Consider the following 20,164-nt stretch of genomic DNA (forward strand, 5'->3'; position numbering starts at 1 on the left):
TTTTGCGCAGGGCGTTTGGGGGCCAAAAAAAAAGAGACCCGAAGGTCTCTTTTCATACGGGCGACACCTTACAGGCTGGCAATCCGCGCATGTTGCTCGGCCAACTTGCCCAGGGCCTGTTCGGCCTCGGCCAGTTTGGCGCGCTCCTTGTCGATGACTTCGGCCGGGGCCTTGTCAACGAAACCGGCATTGGACAGCTTGCCGCCGACCCGTTGCACTTCGCCTTGCAGGCGCTGGATTTCCTTGTCCAGGCGCGCCAGTTCGGCAGCTTTGTCGATCAGGCCGGCCATGGGCACCAGCACTTCCATCTCACCCACCAGGGCGGTGGCGGACAGCGGCGCTTCTTGGCCCGCGGCCAATACGGTGATGGATTCGAGCTTGGCCAGTTTTTTCAGCATCGCTTCGTTTTCGCTCAGGCGACGCTGGTCCTGGGCGTTGACGTTTTTGAGGAACAGCGGCAGGGGTTTGCCCGGGCCGATGTTCATCTCGCCACGGATGTTGCGCGTGCCGAGCATCAAGCTCTTGAGCCATTCGATATCGCCTTCGGCCGCCTCATCGATGCGAGCTTCGTTGGCCACTGGCCAAGGCTGCAGCATGATGGTTTTGCCCTCGATACCGGCCAGCGGCGCGAGGCGCTGCCAGATTTCTTCGGTGATGAACGGCATGAACGGATGGGCCAGGCGCATCGCCACTTCGAGCACGCGTACCAGGGTGCGGCGGGTGCCGCGCTGGCGTTCGATGGGCGAGTTTTCGTCCCACAGCACGGGTTTGGACAGTTCCAGGTACCAGTCGCAGTATTGGTTCCAGATGAACTCGTACAAGGCCTGCGCCGCCAGGTCGAAGCGGAACTGGTCAAGTTGGCGGGTCACTTCGGCTTCGGTGCGCTGCAACTGGGAGATGATCCAGCGATCGGCCAGGGACAGCTCCACCGCTTCGCCGTTCTGGCCGCAATCTTCGCCCTTGTCCAGCACGTAGCGCGCAGCGTTCCAGATCTTGTTGCAGAAGTTGCGATAGCCTTCGACGCGGCCCATGTCGAACTTGATGTCGCGGCCGGTGGACGCCAGCGAGCAGAAGGTGAAGCGCAGGGCGTCGGTGCCGTAGCTGGCGATGCCGTCGGCGAACTCGTCGCGGGTCTGCTTCTCGATCTTTTTCGCCAGTTTGGGCTGCATCAGGCCGGTGGTGCGTTTTTGCACCAGGGTTTCCAGGTCGATGCCGTCGATGATGTCCAGCGGGTCCAGGACGTTGCCCTTGGACTTGGACATCTTCTGGCCCTGGCCGTCGCGTACCAGGCCATGCACGTAGACAGTTTTGAACGGCACTTGCGGCGTGCCGTCTTCGTTTTTCACCAGGTGCATGGTGAGCATAATCATCCGGGCGACCCAGAAGAAAATGATGTCGAAACCGGTGACCAGAACGTCGGTGGAGTGGAATTTCTTCAGGAACTCCGTCTGCTCTGGCCAGCCCAGGGTGGAGAAGGTCCACAGGCCGGAACTGAACCAGGTGTCGAGGACGTCGTTGTCCTGTTGCAGCGCCACGTCCGGGCCCAGGTTGTGCTTGGCACGCACCTGCGCTTCGTCGCGGCCGACATAGACCTTGCCGGCCTCGTCGTACCAGGCCGGAATGCGGTGGCCCCACCACAGTTGGCGGCTGATGCACCAATCCTGGATGTCGCGCATCCAGGAGAAGTACATGTTTTCGTATTGCTTGGGCACGAACTGGATGCGGCCGTCTTCAACGGCGGCAATCGCGGGCTCGGCCAGGGGTTTGGTGGAGACGTACCACTGGTCGGTCAGCCACGGCTCGATAATGGTGCCGGAGCGGTCGCCCTTGGGCACTTTCAAGGCGTGGTCGTCAACGCTGACCAGCAGGCCGGCGGCATCGAAGTCGGCGATGATCTGCTTGCGGGCCTGGAAGCGGTCCAGGCCGGCGTACTGCGCCGGGATCTGGCCGTCGACGCTGTCGTTGAGGGTGCCGTCGAGGTTGAACACTTGGCAGGCCGGCAGCACGCTGGCGTTCTTGTCAAAGATGTTGAGTAGCGGCAGGTTGTGGCGCTTGCCCACTTCGTAGTCGTTGAAGTCGTGGGCCGGGGTGATTTTCACGCAACCGGTGCCGAACGCTGGGTCGCAGTAGTCGTCGGCGATGATCGGGATACGGCGCCCGACCAGCGGCAGTTCGACGAACTTGCCGATCAGGGCCTGGTAGCGCTCGTCGTTGGGGTTAACCGCAACGGCGGAGTCGCCCAGCATGGTTTCCGGGCGGGTGGTGGCGACGATCAGGTAGTCGTTGCCCTCGGCGGTTTTGGCGCCGTCAGCCAACGGGTACTTGAGGTTCCACAGGAAGCCCTTTTCGTCGTGGTTTTCCACTTCGAGGTCAGAAATCGCGGTGTGCAGCTTGGTGTCCCAGTTGACCAGGCGTTTGCCACGGTAGATCAGGCCATCCTCGTGCAGGCGCACGAAGGCTTCCTTGACCGCTTCCGACAGGCCATCATCCATGGTGAAGCGTTCGCGGCTCCAGTCTACGGACGAGCCGAGGCGACGGATCTGACGGGTGATGTTGCCACCGGACTCGGCTTTCCATTCCCAGACTTTTTCCAGGAACTTCTCCCGGCCCAGGTCGTGGCGGCTCTGGCCCTTGGCTTCGAGTTGGCGCTCTACCAGCATCTGCGTAGCGATGCCAGCGTGGTCGGTGCCTGGCTGCCACAGGGTGTTGCGCCCCTGCATGCGGCGAAAGCGAATCAGGGCGTCCATGATCGCGTTGTTGAAGCCATGGCCCATGTGCAGGCTGCCAGTGACGTTCGGTGGCGGGATCATGATGGTGTAGGAATCGCCCGCGCCTTGCGGGGCGAAGTAGTTCTCGGACTCCCAGGTGTTGTACCAGGAAGTTTCAATGGCGTGCGGCTGGTAGGTCTTATCCATGCGCGGCGGGACCCTATTGGCATTTATTCAGGAAAAGCCGGGAAGTATAGCGGCGGGGGGCGTGGCAAGCCACAAGCTGCAAGCTACAAGAAGAGAGTGCTCGGCTTGCCGCTTAAAGCTTGCCGCTTGTAGCCGCGGCCAGTAACCGCTCCATCCGCGCTTCGAGGCGGCGCTTGATTTCGGTTTCGATGTGAGGGGCGAAGTCGTCGATGACGTCTTGCATGATGAGCTGGGCCGCGGCGCGCAGTTCGCTCTCCAGGTGCAGCAGAGTGTCGGGAGCGTTGTCCGCGACGGGAGCGGGGGTTGGTTTGGGCGCAGGTGCAGCCGGGAGCTGGGCGCTGATTTGCTCGAATAGCAGGGGGATTTGCACCTCGCTGGCGACCGTTTCGGTCAGCAGCGGCGGTTGCAGGTTGTCGTCGCCGAGCAGTTGGCGGATCGACTCAAGGTCGTCCAGCAGGTGCGCGGATTTTTGTAGTGGGTTCGGGGTGTCCATCGTGGGCTCAGAGTCGCTGTAATCGGTGATCTTGCAGAGGATAGCCCTGTTCACGGTAGAAGCGGAAACTCTCCCGTGCGGCCTGACGAATTGCCGGGTCTTCGACCACCACTTCCGCTACGCGGGCAAAGCGCGGGGCGAAGGCCGGGACCTTGAGGGCGAGGTTGACCAGCAGGTCTTGGTGCTCGCCGCAGTCGTCGCCCAGGCCCAGGACCACCTGGCCGTCGCGCTCGCTTTCGGCCGGGCCGTGGGGCACGAAGCTTTCGCCCTTAAAACGCCAGAGGCGGGCGTCGAGATCGTCGCGCTGAGCCGCGTCGCAGCAATGCAGGTAGATGCGGTGGCCCATGCGCCAGGCCTTTTCGGTGAGCTTGCAGGCAAAATCCAGGCGCGCCGAAGGATCGGCACTGGGCAGGATATAAAAGTCGACTTGGGTCATTGCGGTTCCTGGGCCCGGGTGGCGTTGAATGGAGCAACGCCGCCCGTGCTCATTGGGTTCAGGCGTTGGCGCGATCGATCAGGTATTGGGTCAGCAGCGGCACTGGCCGGCCGGTGGCGCCTTTGTCCTTGCCGCCGCTGGTCCAGGCTGTGCCGGCGATGTCCAGGTGTGCCCAGTTGAAGTTCTTGGCAAAGCGCGACAGGAAGCAGGCCGCGGTGATGGTCCCGGCCTTCGGCCCGCCGATGTTGGCGATGTCGGCGAACGGGCTGTCCAGTTGCTCCTGGTATTCATCGAACAGCGGCAGTTGCCAGGCGCGGTCGTCGGCCTGCACGCCGGCGCTGAGCAGTTGGCCGATCAGTTCGTCGTTGTTGCCCAAAAGGCCCGAGGTGTGGGAGCCCAGGGCAACGATGCAGGCGCCGGTCAGGGTGGCGATGTCGACCACAGCCTGGGGCTTGAAGCGTTCGGCGTAGGTCAGGGCATCGCACAGCACCAGGCGCCCTTCGGCGTCGGTGTTGAGGATTTCCACGGTCTGGCCGCTCATGGTGGTGACGATATCGCCAGGACGGGCGGCCTTGCCGCTGGGCATGTTCTCGGCGCAGGCCAGGATGCACACTAGGTTGATCGGCAGCTTGAGTTCCAGCACCGCACGCAGGGTGCCGAACACGCTGGCCGCGCCGCCCATGTCGTATTTCATTTCATCCATGCCGGCACCGGGCTTGAGGCTGATGCCGCCGGTGTCGAAGGTGATGCCCTTGCCGACCAGGGCGAAGGGTTTCTCGGATTTCTTGCCGCCGTTGTACTGCATCACGATCAGGCGTGGCGGTTGCTCGCTGCCTTGGCCGACGGCGTAGAACGAGCCCATGCCCAGTTCCTTGATTTTCTTCTCGTCCAGGACTTCGACTTTCAGGCTTTTATAAGCCTTGCCCAGCTCCTTGGCTTGCTCGCCGAGGAAGGTTGGGTGGCAGATGTTTGGCGGCAGGTTGCCCAGGTCGCGGGTGAACGCCATGCCGCCGGCGATGGCCTGGGCGTGGGTCACGGCGCGTTCGACTTCAGCCTGGGCGGCCTTGATGGTCAGCAGGGTGATTTTCTTCAGGGCGTGGGGTTCGGCTTTCTGGCTCTTGAAGCGGTCGAAGCTGTATTGGCCGTCGAGCAGGGTTTCGGCCAGCAGGCGGGTCTTGCCGTAGCTGTCGCGGCCCTTGACCTGCACGTCGTCCAGGGCCAGCACGGCGTCGCTGCCGCCCAGGCCTTTGAGGGTGCTGAGGATGGCGGCGACGATTTTGCGCAAAGGGCGGTCGCCCAGCTCTTGATCCTTGCCCACGCCCACCAGCAGCACGCGTTCGGCTTTGAGGTTGGGCAGGTTGTGCAGCAGCAGGCTCTGGCCGATTTTGCCGGCCAGGTCGCCGCGCTTGAGCACGGCACTGATGGCGCCGCCGCTTTGTTCGTCGAGGCGGCTGGCGCTGGCGCCCAGTTTGCGGCCTTCACCGACAGCGACGACCACGGTGGCGGTCTTCACGGTTTCTGGGTTAACGCTCTTTACAACCAATTCCATGTCCGGCTCCCTGAATAAATGGTCAATAGGCGCACCGCCAGGCAGCGGGCGCTTGAGGCGTGTTCTATAAAGAAAGGCGCCGGTGCGTGCCAGCGACAAAGCGGCCAGTTTGAACCTCGCCGCCCGAGGCTGACAACCCTCGCAGCGCATGCGCAGTGACAGGCGCACCCAATCACAGGATAATGCGCCATCTTTTTCGGCGGCCGTCTATTGCGCGCCCGCTCGCGACGTTTGCTTGTTTGGCCGCCTTAGCCTGACAACCCTGGAGTGTCTGGTTTGATCGTCTTCCGTTATCTATCCCGCGAAGTCCTGTTGACCCTCAGCGCCGTCAGCGCCGTGCTGCTGGTCATCATCATGAGCGGGCGCTTCATCAAATACCTGGCTCAGGCTGCCTCTGGCGCGCTGGACCCAGGCTCGCTGTTCCTCATCATGGGGTTTCGCCTGCCGGGCTTTTTGCAACTGATCCTGCCGTTGGGGCTGTTTCTCGGCATTCTGCTGGCCTATGGCCGGTTGTACCTGGAAAGCGAAATGACCGTGCTCTCGGCCACCGGCATGAGCCAGCAACGCCTGCTGGGCATGACCATGGTGCCGGCCGCGCTGGTGGCGCTGATCGTCGCCTGGCTGAGCCTGAGCCTGGCGCCGCAAGGGGCCAACCAGTTCCAGTTGCTGCTCAACAAGCAGGACGCGATGACCGAGTTCGACACCTTGGTGCCCGGCCGCTTCCAAGCGCTGCGCGATGGCACGCGGGTGACCTACACCGAGAAACTGTCCGACGACCGCACCAACCTGGCCGGTGTGTTTATTTCCGAGAAACGGGTGTCGGCGGACAAGAAAGACCGGGGCATTTCCGTGCTGGTGGCCGAGAAGGGCCGCCAGGAGGTCCAGGAGGATGGCAACCGCTACCTGATCTTGGAAAACGGCTATCGCTACGATGGCAACCCGGGGCAGGCGGACTACCGTGCCATCAAGTACGACACCTACGGCGTGCTGCTGCCCAAGCCTGATGTCAGTGACGAAGTGACCGACCGTGACGCCATGTCCACCCGTACCCTGCTGGGGAACGACGACCTGCGCTCACGCACCGAGCTGCAATGGCGCCTATCGCTGCCGCTGCTGGTGTTCATCGTGACGCTGATGGCGGTGCCGCTCTCGCGGGTCAACCCGCGCCAAGGGCGTTTCCTCAAGCTGCTGCCGGCGATCCTCCTTTATATGGCTTACCTGAGCATCCTCATCGCCGCCCGTGGCGCCCTGGAAAAAGGCAAGATCCCGCCCGCGCTGGGCTTGTGGTGGGTTCACGGGATTTTCCTGGCCATTGGCCTGGGGCTTTTGTACTGGGAGCCGTGGCGTTTGAAGATGGCGAGTCGCCGCAGTGTGTTGGAGGTGGCCCGTGGGTAAGCTCGACCGCTACATTGGTAGCAGCGTATTCATGGCCATCATCGCCGTGCTGGGGATCATCCTCGGCCTGGCGTCCCTGTTCGCCTTCATCGATGAAATGGGTGACGTCAGCGACACCTATACCTTGGTCGATGTGCTGAGCTTCGTGCTGCTGACCGCGCCACGGCGGGTCTACGACATGCTGCCGATGGCGGCGCTGATTGGCTGCCTGATCGGCCTGGGCAGCCTGGCCAGCGCCAGCGAACTGACCATCATGCGTGCGGCCGGGGTGTCCATCGGGCGCATCGTCTGGGCGGTGATGAAGCCGATGCTGGTACTGATGCTGGTGGGCGTGCTGGTGGGCGAGTATGTCGCCCCGGCCACGGAAAACATGGCCCAGGCCAACCGCTCCCTGGCCCAGGGCGGCGGCGAGGCGCAAAGCGCCAAGCACGGTTTGTGGCACCGGCAGGGCGACGAGTTCATCCACATCAACTCGGTGCAACCCAACGGCTTGCTCTACGGTGTCACCCGCTACCGCTTCGACAAGGAGCGGCACATGCAATCGTCGAGTTTCGCCCGGCGGGCGACGTTCGATCAGGATCACTGGCAACTGACGGACGTCACCACCACCCTGTTCCATGGCGACAGCACTGAAGTGGTCAATGTGCCCGAAGAGCGCTGGGACGTGGCCCTCAGCCCGCAACTGCTGAGCACCGTGGTCATGGCCCCGGACTCGCTGTCCATCACCGGCCTGTGGGGTTACATCCACTACCTGGCCGACCAGGGCCTGAACAATGGCCGTTACTGGCTGGCCTTTTGGGTCAAGGTGCTGCAGCCCTTGGTTACGGCGGCGCTGGTGCTGATGGCGATTTCCTTCATCTTCGGCCCGCTGCGTTCGGTGACCTTGGGCCAGCGCGTGTTTACCGGTGTGCTGGTGGGTTTCACCTTCCGCATCGCCCAGGACTTGCTCGGCCCCTCGAGCCTGGTGTTCGGCTTCTCGCCGCTGTTCGCGGTGCTGGTGCCGGCCGGGATTTGCGCCCTGGCAGGCGTCTGGCTGCTGCGCCGGGCCGGCTGAGCCCGTATCAGGCTGCACGCAAAGCGCCCTGGTCGAAAGACCGGGGCGTTTTTCATTGTGCGCTGCTGACAGGTGAACGTGACGCTGGCGCCGTGGATCAGGTACAATTCCCGGCTATTTTTCGGCGGGCTATGCCTGCAGCCTTTTTGAGTGTTCATCCGTGAGTGATTTGAGTCATATCCGCAATTTCTCCATCATCGCCCACATTGACCATGGCAAGTCGACGCTGGCTGACCGTTTCATCCAGATGTGCGGTGGCCTGGCCGAGCGCGAGATGGAAGCCCAGGTACTCGATTCCATGGACCTGGAGCGTGAACGCGGGATCACCATCAAGGCCCACAGCGTCACCCTCTATTACAAAGCCAAGGACGGTATCAACTACCAGTTGAACTTCATTGACACCCCCGGCCACGTTGACTTCACCTATGAAGTCAGCCGTTCGCTGGCGGCCTGTGAAGGTGCCTTGCTGGTGGTCGATGCCGGCCAGGGCGTCGAAGCCCAGTCCGTGGCCAACTGCTACACGGCCATCGAGCAGGGCCTGGAAGTAATGCCGGTGCTGAACAAGATCGACCTGCCACAGGCCGATCCGGACCGGGTCAAGGAAGAAATCGAGAAAATCATCGGCATCGATGCCACCGACGCCGTCACCTGCAGTGCCAAGACCGGCCTGGGTGTCGACGAAGTGCTCGAACGCCTGGTCGCGACCATCCCCGCGCCGACCGGCAATATCGAAGATCCGCTGCAAGCGTTGATTATCGACTCCTGGTTCGACAACTACCTGGGCGTCGTGTCCCTGGTTCGCGTGCGCCATGGCCGCGTGAAGAAGGGCGACAAGATCCTGGTCAAGTCCACCGGCAAGATCCACCTGGTGGATAGCGTGGGCGTGTTCAACCCCAAGCACACCGCCACCGTCGATCTGAAAGCGGGCGAAGTGGGCTTCATCATCGCCGGCATCAAGGACATCCACGGTGCACCCGTGGGCGACACCCTGACCTTGAGCTCCACCCCGGACGTCGATGTACTGCCTGGCTTCAAGCGCATCCAGCCGCAGGTCTACGCTGGCCTGTTCCCGGTCAGTTCCGACGACTTCGAGGACTTTCGCGAGGCGCTGCAAAAGCTGACCCTCAACGATTCGTCCCTGCAGTACACCCCGGAAAGCTCCGACGCCTTGGGCTTCGGCTTCCGTTGCGGGTTTTTGGGCATGCTGCACATGGAAATCATCCAGGAGCGCCTGGAGCGCGAGTACGACCTGGACCTGATTACCACCGCCCCGACCGTGATCTTCGAGCTGCTGCTCAAGACCGGTGAGACGATCTACGTCGATAACCCGTCGAAACTGCCGGATCTGTCGTCTATCGAGGACATGCGCGAACCTATCGTGCGGGCCAACATTCTTGTGCCCCAGGAACACCTGGGCAACGTCATCACCCTGTGCATCGAGAAGCGTGGCGTGCAGCACGACATGCTCTTCCTCGGTACCCAGGTCCAGGTGACCTACGATTTGCCGATGAACGAAGTGGTCCTGGACTTCTTCGACCGTCTCAAATCCACCAGCCGCGGCTATGCTTCGCTCGATTACCATTTCGATCGTTACCAGTCGGCGAACCTGGTCAAGCTGGATGTACTGATTAACGGTGAGAAAGTTGACGCCCTGGCGTTGATCGTCCACCGCGACAACGCCCACTACAAAGGGCGTGCATTGACCGAGAAAATGAAGGAGCTGATTCCTCGGCAGATGTTCGATGTGGCAATCCAGGCCGCCATTGGCGGGCAGATTGTGGCGCGGACCACTGTCAAGGCTCTCAGAAAGAACGTACTGGCCAAATGCTATGGCGGCGACGTCAGCCGTAAGCGCAAGCTGTTGGAAAAGCAGAAGGCCGGTAAGAAACGCATGAAGCAGGTCGGTAACGTGGAAATTCCACAAGAAGCCTTCCTTGCAGTGCTCAGGTTGGATAGTTAGGTCCTATGTCGCTAAATTTCCCGCTGTTGCTGGTCATCGCTGTTGCCGTTTGCGGCCTGCTGGCGTTGCTCGACCTGGTGTTTCTGGCGCCGCGTCGCCGGGGGGCCGTTGCCCATTATCAGGGCAGCGTCAGCCAGCCCGATGTGTTGGTGATCGAGAAACTGAACAAAGAGCCTTTGCTGGTTGAATACGGCAAATCGTTCTTCCCGGTGCTGTTCATCGTGTTGGTGCTGCGTTCGTTTTTGGTCGAGCCATTCCAGATTCCCTCTGGCTCGATGAAGCCGACTCTGGATGTGGGCGATTTCATCCTGGTGAGCAAGTTTTCCTACGGGATTCGCTTGCCGGTGATCGACAAGAAAGTCATCGAGGTCGGTGACCCGCAACGCGGTGATGTGATGGTGTTCCGCTACCCAAGCGACCCGAACGTCAACTACATCAAGCGTGTGGTCGGCCTGCCAGGCGATGAGGTGCGTTATACCGCCGACAAACGCTTGTTCGTCAATGGTCAGTCGGTCGCCGAGCAGTTGGTGGGCGCCGAGCCGGGTACCCTGGGCAGCGCCGAGCTGTACAAGGAAAAACTGGGCGAGGCCGAGCACCTGATCCGCAAGGAAATGAGCCGCTACCGGTCGCCGCCGGATCGCCAGTGGGTCGTGCCCGCCGGGCATTACTTCATGATGGGCGACAACCGCGACAACTCGAACGACAGTCGCTATTGGGATGACCCCAGCATTCCCAAGGATCTGCTGGGCATGGTTCCCGACCAGAACATCGTCGGCAAGGCTTTCGCGGTCTGGATGAGCTGGCCGGAGCCGAAACTCAGCCACCTGCCGAACTTCTCGCGGGTTGGCCTTATCAAGTAATCACCCACGGCGCTGTTGACCACAGCGCCGAATGCATTTTTGGTGCCGCCAAACGGGCCGCCCCTATGCAGCCAACGATATTCAGGAAGTTATTTTTGAACACAGCGTTAATTGTTCTAGCCCTCCAGGGCCTCGCCCTGGCGGATCTCGACCACGAACTCAGCGTGGATAAGCCGTGAGCGTCTCTTTAAGCCGTCTTGAGCGTCAGCTCGGTTACACCTTCAAGGACCAGGAACTGATGGTCCTGGCCCTGACCCACCGCAGTTTTGCCGGGCGCAACAACGAACGCCTGGAGTTTCTCGGTGATGCCATCCTCAACTTCGTCGCCGGTGAAGCCTTGTTCGACCGCTTCCCCCTGGCTCGCGAAGGCCAGTTGTCGCGTTTGCGCGCACGCCTGGTGAAGGGCGAGACCCTGGCAGTACTGGCCCGTGGTTTCGACCTGGGCGAGTACCTGCGCCTGGGTTCTGGCGAATTGAAGAGCGGCGGTTTTCGCCGTGAATCGATCCTGGCCGATGCCCTGGAGGCCCTGATTGGGGCGATCTACCTCGATGCCGGAATGGAAGTGGCCCGCGAGCGCGTATTGGCCTGGCTGGCTTCGGAGTTTGAAACGCTGACCCTGGTTGACACCAACAAAGATCCCAAAACCCGCCTGCAGGAGTTTTTGCAGTCCCGCGGTTGCGAACTGCCGCGTTACGAAGTGGTGGATATCCAGGGTGAGCCGCATTGCCGGACGTTCTTCGTCGAATGCGAGATCACCCTATTGAATGAAAAAAGCCGAGGTCAGGGTGTGAGCCGTCGTATTGCCGAACAGGTAGCGGCGGCCGCAGCTCTGATAGCCCTGGGCGTGGAGAATGGCCATGACTGATTCAACCGCAACTCGCTGTGGCTATGTTGCCATCGTCGGCCGTCCCAACGTGGGCAAGTCCACGCTGCTGAACCATATCCTGGGGCAAAAACTGGCGATCACTTCGCGCAAACCCCAGACCACGCGCCACAACATGCTGGGCATCAAGACCGAAGGCAATGTGCAAGCCGTCTACGTCGATACCCCAGGTATGCACAAGGGCGGCGAAAAAGCCCTGAACCGCTACATGAACAAAACTGCCTCGGCCGCGTTGAAGGACGTTGATGTGGTGATCTTCGTGGTGGACCGCACCAAGTGGACCGACGAAGACCAGATGGTTCTTGAGCGCGTGCAGTACGTGACCGGCCCGTTGATCGTGGCGCTGAACAAGACCGACCGCATCGAAGACAAGGCCGAGTTGATGCCGCACCTGAGCTGGCTTCAGGAGCAATTGCCCAACGCTCAGATCATGCCGATCTCGGCACAGCACGGGCATAACCTTGAAGCACTGGAGCGCGTGATCGCCAATCATCTGCCGGAAAACGAACACTTTTTCCCGGAAGACCAGATCACCGACCGCAGCAGCCGTTTCCTTGCCGCCGAACTGGTGCGCGAGAAAATCATGCGCCAGATGGGTGCCGAACTGCCGTACCAGATCACCGTGGAAATCGAAGAGTTCAAGCAGCAGGGCAAGACTCTGCACATCCACGCTCTGATCCTGGTCGAGCGCGATGGCCAGAAGAAAATCATCATTGGCGACAAGGGCGAGCGCATCAAACGCATTGGCACCGAAGCGCGCAAGGACATGGAGCTGCTGTTCGACTCCAAGGTCATGCTTAACCTTTGGGTCAAGGTCAAGGGTGGCTGGTCTGACGATGAGCGGGCATTGCGTTCGCTGGGTTACGGCGACCTGTAGTTTCGGTTTGCGGTACACCGGGGCATTCCTGTGGGAGCGGGCCTGCCTGCGATGAGGATGCAGCATTCAACAGTGATGTTGAGCGTTAGTCCGCCATCGCGGGCAGGCCCGCTCCCACATTGGTTTGTGCTGTTCATAAAACTGTACCGCGTCCGTGAGAACCGCCATGTCCTCGACTCCCCCCACCGGTCAACCCGCCTACGTCCTGCATAGCCGCGCCTACCGCGAAACCAGCGCCCTGGTGGATTTCCTCACGCCGCAGGGGCGGCTGCGGGCGGTGTTGCGTAGTGCGCGGGGTAAGGCGGGCACACTGGCCCGGCCGTTCGTGGCGCTGGAAGTGGAGTTTCGCGGGCGCGGCGAGTTGAAGAACGTCGGGCGTATGGAAAGCGCCGGCGCGTCCAATTGGCTCAACGGAGAGGCGCTGTTCAGCGGTCTCTACCTCAATGAGTTGCTGATCCGCCTGTTGCCTGCCGAAGACCCGCACCCAGCGGTGTTCGAGCACTACAGCGCCACCTTGCTGGCCTTGGCCGAAGGTCGCCCTCTGGAGCCGCTGCTGCGGGCCTTCGAGTGGCGGCTGCTGGATGATCTGGGCTATGGTTTTGCGCTGGGCACCGATATCCAGGGCAACCCGGTTGCACCGGACGGCCTCTACCGCCTGGTCGTCGACGCGGGCCTGGAGAGGGTTTACCTGGTGCAACCGGGCCTGTTCCACGGTGCCGAATTGTTGGCCATGGCCGAGGCCGACTGGAGTGCAACCGGCGCGTTGGCTGCGGCCAAACGCCTGATGCGCCAGGCCCTGGCGGTGCACCTGGGCGGGCGGCCACTGGTGAGCCGCGAGTTGTTTCGCAAGCCCTAGCCTGTATGCTGTGCGCCCAACTTCCCTGTCTTTTGGAGCGCTTTTCGTGACCACCAGCAATCGCATTCTTCTTGGCGTGAACATCGACCACGTGGCGACCTTGCGCCAGGCTCGCGGCACCCGTTATCCGGACCCGGTCAAGGCTGCGCTGGACGCCGAAGAGGCGGGCGCCGATGGCATCACCGTGCATCTGCGTGAAGATCGCCGGCATATCCAGGAGCGCGACGTGCTGTTGCTCAAGGACGTGCTGCAAACCCGCATGAACTTCGAAATGGGCGTCACCGAAGAAATGATGCTGTTTGCCGAGCGCATCCGCCCGGCGCACATCTGCCTGGTGCCGGAAACCCGTCAGGAACTGACCACCGAAGGCGGCCTCGACGTGGCCGGCCAGGAAGCGCGTATCAAGGCCGCGGTGGAACGCCTGGCGAGCTTCGGCTGTGAAGTTTCGCTGTTTATCGACGCCGACGAGCGGCAAATCGAAGCTTCGCGGCGTGTCGGTGCTCCGGCCATCGAGTTGCATACTGGCCGCTACGCCGATGCGCAAACCCCAAGTGACGTGGCCGATGAGTTGCAACGCATCGTCGATGGTGTGGCTTGCGGCTTGGCCCAGGGCTTGATCGTCAACGCCGGGCATGGTTTGCACTATCACAACGTCGAAGCGGTGGCGGCGATCAAGGGCATCAACGAATTGAACATCGGCCATGCGCTGGTGGCCCATGCGCTGTTCGTCGGCTTCAAGGGCGCGGTGGCGGAGATGAAGGCGCTGATCCTGGCGGCCGCCGCCAAGGCCTGAAGACAACCAAACCCTGTGGGAGCGGGCTTGCCCGCGATAGCGGTATTGTCGCGGTAGAGCAATGCGAATAGCTGCGGCACCATCGCGAGCAGGCTCGCTCCCACAGTCGATTCAGGGGGTTAGAGCGGCGGGGTTTCTTGGGCTGGCTTGGTCTTGTCCACGCCAGGTACATGCAGGTTGCCTTCGGCGACCTGATCGCCTTCCAACTGCGGCTGCGTGACCCAGGTCAGGATGTCGTAGTAACGCCGAATGTTGGCCACAAAATGCACCGGCTCGCCGCCCCGGGCATAGCCGTAGCGGGTCTTGCTATACCACTGCTTCTGCGACAGGCGCGGCAGCATTTTCTTTACATCCAGCCATTTATTAGGGTTCAGCCCTTCTTTTTCCGCGAGCTTGCGGGCGTCGTCCAGATGGCCGCCGCCCACGTTGTAGGCCGCCAGAGCGAACCAGGTGCGATCCGGTTCTTCGATCTTGTCGTCCAGTTGTGCCTTTATAAGGGCCAGGTACTTAGCGCCGCCGCTGATGCTCTGCTTGGGGTCGAGGCGGTTGGACACGCCCATGGCCTGGGCGGTGTTCTGGGTCAGCATCATCAGGCCGCGCACCCCGGTCTTGGAAGTCACGGCCGGTTGCCACAACGATTCCTGATAGCCGATGGCCGCCAGCAGGCGCCAATCGACCTTTTCTGCCTTGGCCGAGGTCTTGAAGAACTTCTCGTACTTAGGCAAGCGTTGTTGCAGGTGCTGGGCGAAGGTGTAGGCGCCAACATAACCGAGCACATCGACATGGCCGTAGTAGCGGTCCTTTAGGCGTTGCAGGGTGCCGTTCGCCTGGACCTTGTCCAGGTATTCGTTGATCTCATTGAGCAGGCTGTTGTCTTCGCCGGCGGCTACCGCCCAGCTTTGCTGGCTGGCTTCGCCTAGGTCGAAGGCGACACGCACATTGGGGAAGTAGACCTGGTTCATCGCCACTTCGTTGGAATCGACCAGGGTCAGGTCGATTTGCCCTTCGTCCACCATGCGCAGTAGGTCAACTACTTCGACGGCGTCGGATTCTTCGTACTCTATAGAAGGGTATTTCTGTTTCAGTGCCGCCAATTGCTCGGCGTGGGTGCTGCCCTTAAGCACCATGATGCGCTTGCCAGCCAGGTCGGCCGCGTTGGTGGGGCGGGAGCGGCCGTTGCGATAGATGATCTGCGGGGTGACGTCCAGGTAGGTGTGGGAAAAGCGGACCTGCTGTTTGCGTTTCTCGCTGCTGACCAGACCGGCAGCAGCCAGCACAGGGCCGTTGGGCTTGCCCAACTGATCGAAGAGGTCGTCAAGGTTGTCGGCGGTTTCGATCTTCAGCTCTACGCCCAGATCGTCGGCGAAACGTTTCACCAGCTCGTATTCGAAGCCGGTTTCGCCGTTGCGGTCCTGAAAGTAGGTGGCGGGACTGTTGCGGGTTATCACCCGCAGTACGCCATCCTCCTTTACGCGCTCCAGTGTGCTGGGTTTATCAACACAGGCACCGAGCATCAGGAAGAGTCCGGTTGCGATGAGCCATTTGGCGCAGCGCGGACGGAAAGCCATTTGGGAAAACATCTGCGCAGTATACGCAAAGGACCATCAGCGCCATATCTCGACAGCGCGAGGCAGGTCTGCTAGCGCAGGGCAAACACCCTGGCGGGCCTGAAGCGCCGCTGTTGTTCTGGCATATTTCGACGCAAAAAAACTATGCGCCTCGCCCCTCGCTGGCCTCGGTTACCCCGATGCGATGCTCAGGCGATGTCCGGCTCGCCCGTGGCGTGCCGTTTCGGGTGCTGTCGCGGGCGGTTTAGGCTAGAATACGCGGCCTCAAAGCACACCCCTTCCCGAGGCTGTCCCGAAGATGTTGATCCTGCGCGGCGCTCCTGCCCTTTCTGCCTTTCGCCACAGCAAACTCCTTGAGCAACTGAGCCAGAAGGTTCCGGCTGTCAGTGGCTTGTATGCTGAATTCGCTCACTTCGCCGAAGTTACCGGCGTCCTGACCGGCGACGAACAGCAGGTGCTCGCGCGCCTTCTGAAGTACGGCCCAAGCGTTCCTGTTCAAGAGCCGACCGGCCGCCTGTTCCTGGTGCTGCCGCGTTTTGGCACCATCTCGCCGTGGTCGAGCAAGGCCAGCGACATCGCTCGCAACTGTGGCCTGGCGAAGGTCCAGCGCCTGGAGCGCGGCATTGCCTTCTATGTAGCCGGTGAATTCAGTGAGGCCCAGGCGCAATTGGTGGCCGATGCCCTGCACGACCGCATGACGCAAATCGTGCTCGGCGACCTGGAGCAGGCTGCCGGTCTGTTCAGCCACGCCGAGCCCAAGCCGCTGACCGCTATCGATGTGCTGGGCGGCGGTCGTACCGCGCTGGAAACCGCCAACCGCGAACTGGGCCTGGCCCTGGCGGAAGACGAGATCGACTACCTGGTCAACGCCTTCGTTGGCCTGGGGCGCAACCCTCACGACATCGAACTGATGATGTTCGCCCAGGCGAACTCCGAGCACTGCCGCCACAAGATCTTCAACGCCAGTTGGGATATCGACGGCCAGAGCCAGGAGAAAAGCCTGTTCGGCATGATTAAGAACACCTACGTGATGCACAGCGAAGGTGTCCTGTCGGCCTACAAGGACAACGCCTCGGTCATCGTCGGCAGCGTGGCCGGGCGTTTCTTCCCGAACCCTGAGACCCGCCAGTACGGCGCGGTGCAGGAGCCGGTGCACATCCTGATGAAGGTCGAGACCCACAACCACCCGACCGCCATTGCGCCGTTCCCGGGCGCGTCCACCGGTTCCGGTGGCGAGATCCGCGATGAAGGTGCAACCGGTCGCGGCGCCAAGCCCAAGGCCGGCCTGACCGGTTTCACCGTATCTAACCTGCAGATCCCCGGTTTCGAGCAGCCCTGGGAAGTGCCTTACGGCAAGCCCGAGCGCATCGTCACCGCGCTGGACATCATGATCGAAGGCCCGCTGGGCGGCGCAGCGTTCAACAACGAATTCGGCCGTCCGGCCCTGACGGGCTATTTCCGTACTTTCGAGCAGTCCATCACCACCCCCCGTGGCGATGAAGTGCGCGGTTACCACAAGCCGATCATGCTGGCCGGCGGCATGGGCAACATCCGCGCCGAACACGTGCAGAAGGCCGAGATCGTTGTCGGCTCCAAGCTGATCGTCCTCGGCGGCCCGGCCATGCTCATCGGCCTGGGCGGCGGTGCGGCATCCTCCATGGCCACTGGCGCCAGCTCGGCGGACCTGGATTTCGCTTCCGTGCAACGGGAAAACCCGGAGATGGAGCGTCGTTGCCAGGAAGTCATCGACCGTTGCTGGCAGTTGGGTGACAAAAACCCCATCAGCTTCATCCACGACGTCGGCGCGGGCGGCCTGTCCAACGCCTTCCCGGAACTGGTCAACGACGGTGGCCGTGGCGGTCGCTTCGAGCTGCGCAACATTCCCAACGACGAGCCGGGCATGGCCCCGCACGAGATCTGGAGCAACGAATCCCAGGAACGCTACGTGCTGGCCGTTGGCCCTGAGGATTTCGCCCGTTTCCAGGCGATCTGCGAGCGCGAGCGCTGCCCGTTCGCCGTGGTCGGCGAAGCCACTGCCGAGCCGCAACTGACGGTCACCGACAGCCACTTCGGCAACAGCCCCGTGGACATGCCGCTGGAAGTGCTGCTGGGCAAGGCCCCGCGCATGCACCGTTCGGCGGTTCGTGAAAGCGAGCTGGGCGATGACTTCGACCCCTCAGGCCTGAACATCGCCGAGTGTGTCGAGCGTGTCTTGCACCACCCAGCGGTGGCCAGCAAGAGCTTCCTGATTACCATCGGCGACCGCACCATTACCGGCCTCGTGGCCCGTGACCAGATGGTCGGCCCATGGCAAGTGCCGGTGGCCGACGTTGCCGTCACCGCCACCAGTTTTGACGTCTACACCGGTGAAGCCATGGCCATGGGCGAGCGCACGCCGCTGGCCCTGCTGGATGCCCCGGCGTCGGGCCGCATGGCCATCGGCGAGGTGCTGACCAACATCGCTGCTTCGCGCATTGGCAAAATCTCCGACATCAAACTGTCGGCCAACTGGATGTCCGCGGCCGGCCACCCCGGTGAAGACGCGCGTCTGTACGACACGGTCAAGGCTGTCGGCATGGAGCTGTGCCCGGAATTGGGCATCACCATTCCGGTGGGCAAGGACTCCATGTCCATGGCTACGCGCTGGAACGATGAAGGCGTGGACAAGACCGTGACGTCGCCGATGTCGTTGATCGTCACCGGGTTCGCGCCGGTCACCGACATCCGCCAGACCCTGACCCCGCAGTTGCGCATGGACAAGGGCACCACCGACCTGATTCTGATCGACCTGGGCCGTGGCCAGAACCGCATGGGCGCCTCGATCCTGGCCCAGGTCCACGGCAAGCTTGGCAGCCAGGCCCCGGACGTTGACGACGCCGAAGACCTCAAGGCCTTCTTCGCCGTGATCCAGGGCTTGAACGCTGATGGCCACCTGCTGGCCTATCACGACCGTTCCGACGGCGGCCTGCTTACCAGCACCGTGGAAATGGCCTTTGCCGGCCATTGCGGCCTGAGCCTGAACCTCGATGGCGTGGCCGAAACCTCGGCCGATATCGCCGCCATTTTGTTCAACGAAGAGCTGGGCGCGGTGATCCAGGTTCGCCAGGACGCTACCCCGGACGTGCTTGCACAGTTCAGCGCCGCCGGCCTGGGCGATTGCGTCTCGGTTATCGGCCAACCGGTGAACAGTGGCGATATCAGCATCATCTTCAATGGCGACACCGTGTTTGAGGGTCAGCGTCGCCTGTTGCAACGTCAGTGGGCTGAAACCAGCTACCAGATCCAGCGTCTGCGCGACAACGTCGACTGCGCTGAACAGGAATTCGACCTGATCCTGGAGGAAGACAACCCGGGTTTGAGCGTCAAGCTCAGCTTCGACGTCAACCAGGACGTGGCCGCGCCCTACATCAAAAAAGGCATCCGCCCACAAGTTGCCGTGCTGCGTGAGCAGGGCGTCAACGGCCAGGTGGAAATGGCCGCAGCCTTCGACCGCGCCGGTTTCAGCGCGATCGACGTGCACATGAGCGATATCCTCGCTGGCCGTGTCGACCTCAACGAGTTCAAAGGCCTGGTGGCCTGCGGCGGTTTCTCCTACGGCGACGTACTGGGCGCCGGTGAAGGCTGGGCTAAGTCGGCGCTGTTCAACAGCCGCGCCCGCGATGCCTTCCAGGGCTTCTTCGAGCGTAATGACAGCTTCACTCTGGGCGTGTGCAACGGTTGCCAGATGATGTCCAACCTGCACGAACTGATCCCCGGCAGCGAGTTCTGGCCGCACTTCGTGCGCAACCGCTCCGAGCAGTTCGAAGCCCGGGTGGCCATGGTCCAGGTGCAGGAGTCGAACTCGATCTTCCTGCAGGGCATGGCCGGCTCGCGCATGCCAATCGCCATCGCCCACGGTGAAGGCCATGCCGAGTTTGAAAGCGAAGAGGCCCTGCTCGAAGCCGACCTGTCCGGCTGTGTGGCGATGCGCTTTGTCGATAACCACGGCAAGGTCACCGAAAGCTACCCGGCTAACCCGAACGGCTCGCCGCGCGGGATCACCGGCCTGACCAGCCGCGACGGCCGCGTGACCATCATGATGCCGCACCCGGAGCGGGTGTTCCGTGCCGTGCAGAACTCGTGGCGCTCGGAAGACTGGAACGAAGACGCGCCATGGATGCGCATGTTCCGCAACGCCCGTGTGTGGGTGAACTAAGGCCGTGTACAAACTCGCCTTCTTCGTTCCGCCCAGCCACGTGGAGCAGGTCAAAAGTGCCGTATTCGCCGCCGGTGGCGGACGGATCGGCGCCTACGACCAGTGCGCCTGGCAGGTGCTCGGGTTTGGCCAGTTCCGCCCTTTGGACGGCAGCCAGCCGTTCCTCGGGCAAACCGGCGAGGTCGAGCAGGTAGAGGAATGGCGAGTCGAGTTGGTGGTGGCAGATGAGTCGATAGTGGCCGCCGTCGCGGCCCTCAAACTCAGCCACCCCTACGAAACCCCAGCCTATGAAGTGTGGCGGTTGGAGGATTTCTGACTCCTGGGCCGCTC

Annotated in this window: 15 protein-coding genes; 10 read left to right on the forward strand and 5 right to left on the reverse strand. The window is 62.1% G+C overall.

Annotated features, from left to right (window positions below; all coding sequences use genetic code 11):
- Window positions 1-68: 68 nt before the first annotated feature.
- The 4 genes from AC19YR_RS09460 to AC19YR_RS09475 all read right to left on the reverse strand — a co-directional run bounded on the left by AC19YR_RS09460 (window position 69) and on the right by AC19YR_RS09475 (window position 5,393).
- Complete coding sequence (locus AC19YR_RS09460) at window positions 69-2,915, reverse strand: valine--tRNA ligase (protein WP_500598161.1); 2,847 nt, start codon at window positions 2,913-2,915, stop codon at window positions 69-71.
- A 112-nt stretch (window positions 2,916-3,027) separates the two neighbouring features.
- Window positions 3,028-3,408 carry a DNA polymerase III subunit chi gene (locus tag AC19YR_RS09465; RefSeq protein ID WP_500598163.1) on the reverse strand — a complete coding sequence of 127 codons (381 nt, stop codon included), beginning with the start codon at window positions 3,406-3,408 and terminating at the stop codon, window positions 3,028-3,030.
- A 7-nt stretch (window positions 3,409-3,415) separates the two neighbouring features.
- Window positions 3,416-3,844, reverse strand: coding sequence for a DNA polymerase III subunit chi (locus tag AC19YR_RS09470; protein ID WP_095106234.1), 429 nt, complete (start codon window positions 3,842-3,844; stop codon window positions 3,416-3,418).
- 58 nt (window positions 3,845-3,902) lie between these two features.
- Entirely contained in the window at window positions 3,903-5,393 is a 1,491-nt protein-coding gene (locus AC19YR_RS09475) for a leucyl aminopeptidase (protein ID WP_500598165.1), read from the reverse strand.
- A gap of 276 nt (window positions 5,394-5,669) precedes the next feature.
- Here AC19YR_RS09475 and lptF point away from each other — a divergent pair, with 276 nt between their 5' ends.
- The 8 genes from lptF (at window position 5,670) to pdxJ (ending at window position 14,071) form a co-directional block, all read left to right on the forward strand.
- The gene (lptF, locus tag AC19YR_RS09480) at window positions 5,670-6,788 is read left to right on the forward strand and encodes an LPS export ABC transporter permease LptF (protein ID WP_095106238.1); all 1,119 of its coding nucleotides are present in this window, start codon (window positions 5,670-5,672) and stop codon (window positions 6,786-6,788) included.
- The gene (gene lptG, locus AC19YR_RS09485; RefSeq protein WP_095106240.1) at window positions 6,781-7,842 is read left to right on the forward strand and encodes an LPS export ABC transporter permease LptG; all 1,062 of its coding nucleotides are present in this window, start codon (window positions 6,781-6,783) and stop codon (window positions 7,840-7,842) included. The genes lptF and lptG overlap by 8 nt, the downstream gene beginning before the upstream one ends.
- Before the next feature lie 160 nt (window positions 7,843-8,002).
- Window positions 8,003-9,802, forward strand: coding sequence for a translation elongation factor 4 (lepA, locus tag AC19YR_RS09490; RefSeq protein WP_095106242.1), 1,800 nt, complete (start codon window positions 8,003-8,005; stop codon window positions 9,800-9,802).
- 5 nt (window positions 9,803-9,807) lie between these two features.
- Window positions 9,808-10,662 (forward strand): signal peptidase I, encoded by an 855-nt coding sequence (gene lepB / locus AC19YR_RS09495; RefSeq protein WP_500598167.1) that lies wholly within the window; start codon window positions 9,808-9,810, stop codon window positions 10,660-10,662.
- Window positions 10,663-10,837: 175 nt separating this feature from the next.
- Window positions 10,838-11,527 (forward strand): ribonuclease III, encoded by a 690-nt coding sequence (gene rnc, locus AC19YR_RS09500; protein WP_095106246.1) that lies wholly within the window; start codon window positions 10,838-10,840, stop codon window positions 11,525-11,527.
- Entirely contained in the window at window positions 11,520-12,422 is a 903-nt protein-coding gene (gene era / locus AC19YR_RS09505; RefSeq protein ID WP_095106248.1) for a GTPase Era, read from the forward strand. Before rnc ends, era begins: the two co-directional genes overlap by 8 nt.
- Before the next feature lie 166 nt (window positions 12,423-12,588).
- Window positions 12,589-13,278, forward strand: a complete 690-nt coding sequence (recO, locus tag AC19YR_RS09510; protein WP_500598170.1) for a DNA repair protein RecO — start codon at window positions 12,589-12,591, stop codon at window positions 13,276-13,278.
- Between the two features lie 46 nt (window positions 13,279-13,324).
- Window positions 13,325-14,071: a pyridoxine 5'-phosphate synthase gene (pdxJ, locus tag AC19YR_RS09515; RefSeq protein WP_095106252.1), complete on the forward strand. Its 747-nt coding sequence runs from the start codon at window positions 13,325-13,327 to the stop codon at window positions 14,069-14,071.
- Window positions 14,072-14,190: 119 nt separating this feature from the next.
- Here pdxJ and mltF read toward each other — a convergent pair whose 3' ends face one another.
- A complete protein-coding gene (mltF, locus tag AC19YR_RS09520; protein ID WP_095106254.1) occupies window positions 14,191-15,651 on the reverse strand; it encodes a membrane-bound lytic murein transglycosylase MltF in 1,461 nt (486 codons plus the stop codon).
- A gap of 286 nt (window positions 15,652-15,937) precedes the next feature.
- Between mltF and purL the strand changes: the two genes are divergently transcribed.
- Both purL and AC19YR_RS09530 read left to right on the forward strand, forming a co-directional pair.
- Entirely contained in the window at window positions 15,938-19,834 is a 3,897-nt protein-coding gene (gene purL, locus AC19YR_RS09525) for a phosphoribosylformylglycinamidine synthase (protein WP_095106257.1), read from the forward strand.
- Between the two features lie 4 nt (window positions 19,835-19,838).
- On the forward strand, window positions 19,839-20,150 hold the full coding sequence (locus AC19YR_RS09530) for an NGG1p interacting factor NIF3 (RefSeq protein WP_500598173.1): 312 nt from the start codon (window positions 19,839-19,841) through the stop codon (window positions 20,148-20,150).
- The last annotated feature ends 14 nt before the right edge of the window (window positions 20,151-20,164 follow it).

This window comes from Pseudomonas sp. MF08817, assembly GCF_059862705.1.

What these genes read in the sequence shown, in the direction of transcription:
- AC19YR_RS09470 (WP_095106234.1), bottom strand. Translation starts at nt 3,844, where the DNA reads ATGACCCAAGTCGACTTTTATATCCTGCCCAGTGCCGATCCTTCGGCG.
- AC19YR_RS09475 (WP_500598165.1), bottom strand. Translation starts at nt 5,393, where the DNA reads ATGGAATTGGTTGTAAAGAGCGTTAACCCAGAAACCGTGAAGACCGCC.
- lepB (WP_500598167.1), top strand. Translation starts at nt 9,808, where the DNA reads ATGTCGCTAAATTTCCCGCTGTTGCTGGTCATCGCTGTTGCCGTTTGC.
- purL (WP_095106257.1), top strand. Translation starts at nt 15,938, where the DNA reads ATGTTGATCCTGCGCGGCGCTCCTGCCCTTTCTGCCTTTCGCCACAGC.
- AC19YR_RS09460 (WP_500598161.1), bottom strand. Translation starts at nt 2,915, where the DNA reads ATGGATAAGACCTACCAGCCGCACGCCATTGAAACTTCCTGGTACAAC.
- era (WP_095106248.1), top strand. Translation starts at nt 11,520, where the DNA reads ATGACTGATTCAACCGCAACTCGCTGTGGCTATGTTGCCATCGTCGGC.
- AC19YR_RS09465 (WP_500598163.1), bottom strand. Translation starts at nt 3,408, where the DNA reads ATGGACACCCCGAACCCACTACAAAAATCCGCGCACCTGCTGGACGAC.
- recO (WP_500598170.1), top strand. Translation starts at nt 12,589, where the DNA reads ATGTCCTCGACTCCCCCCACCGGTCAACCCGCCTACGTCCTGCATAGC.
- mltF (WP_095106254.1), bottom strand. Translation starts at nt 15,651, where the DNA reads ATGTTTTCCCAAATGGCTTTCCGTCCGCGCTGCGCCAAATGGCTCATC.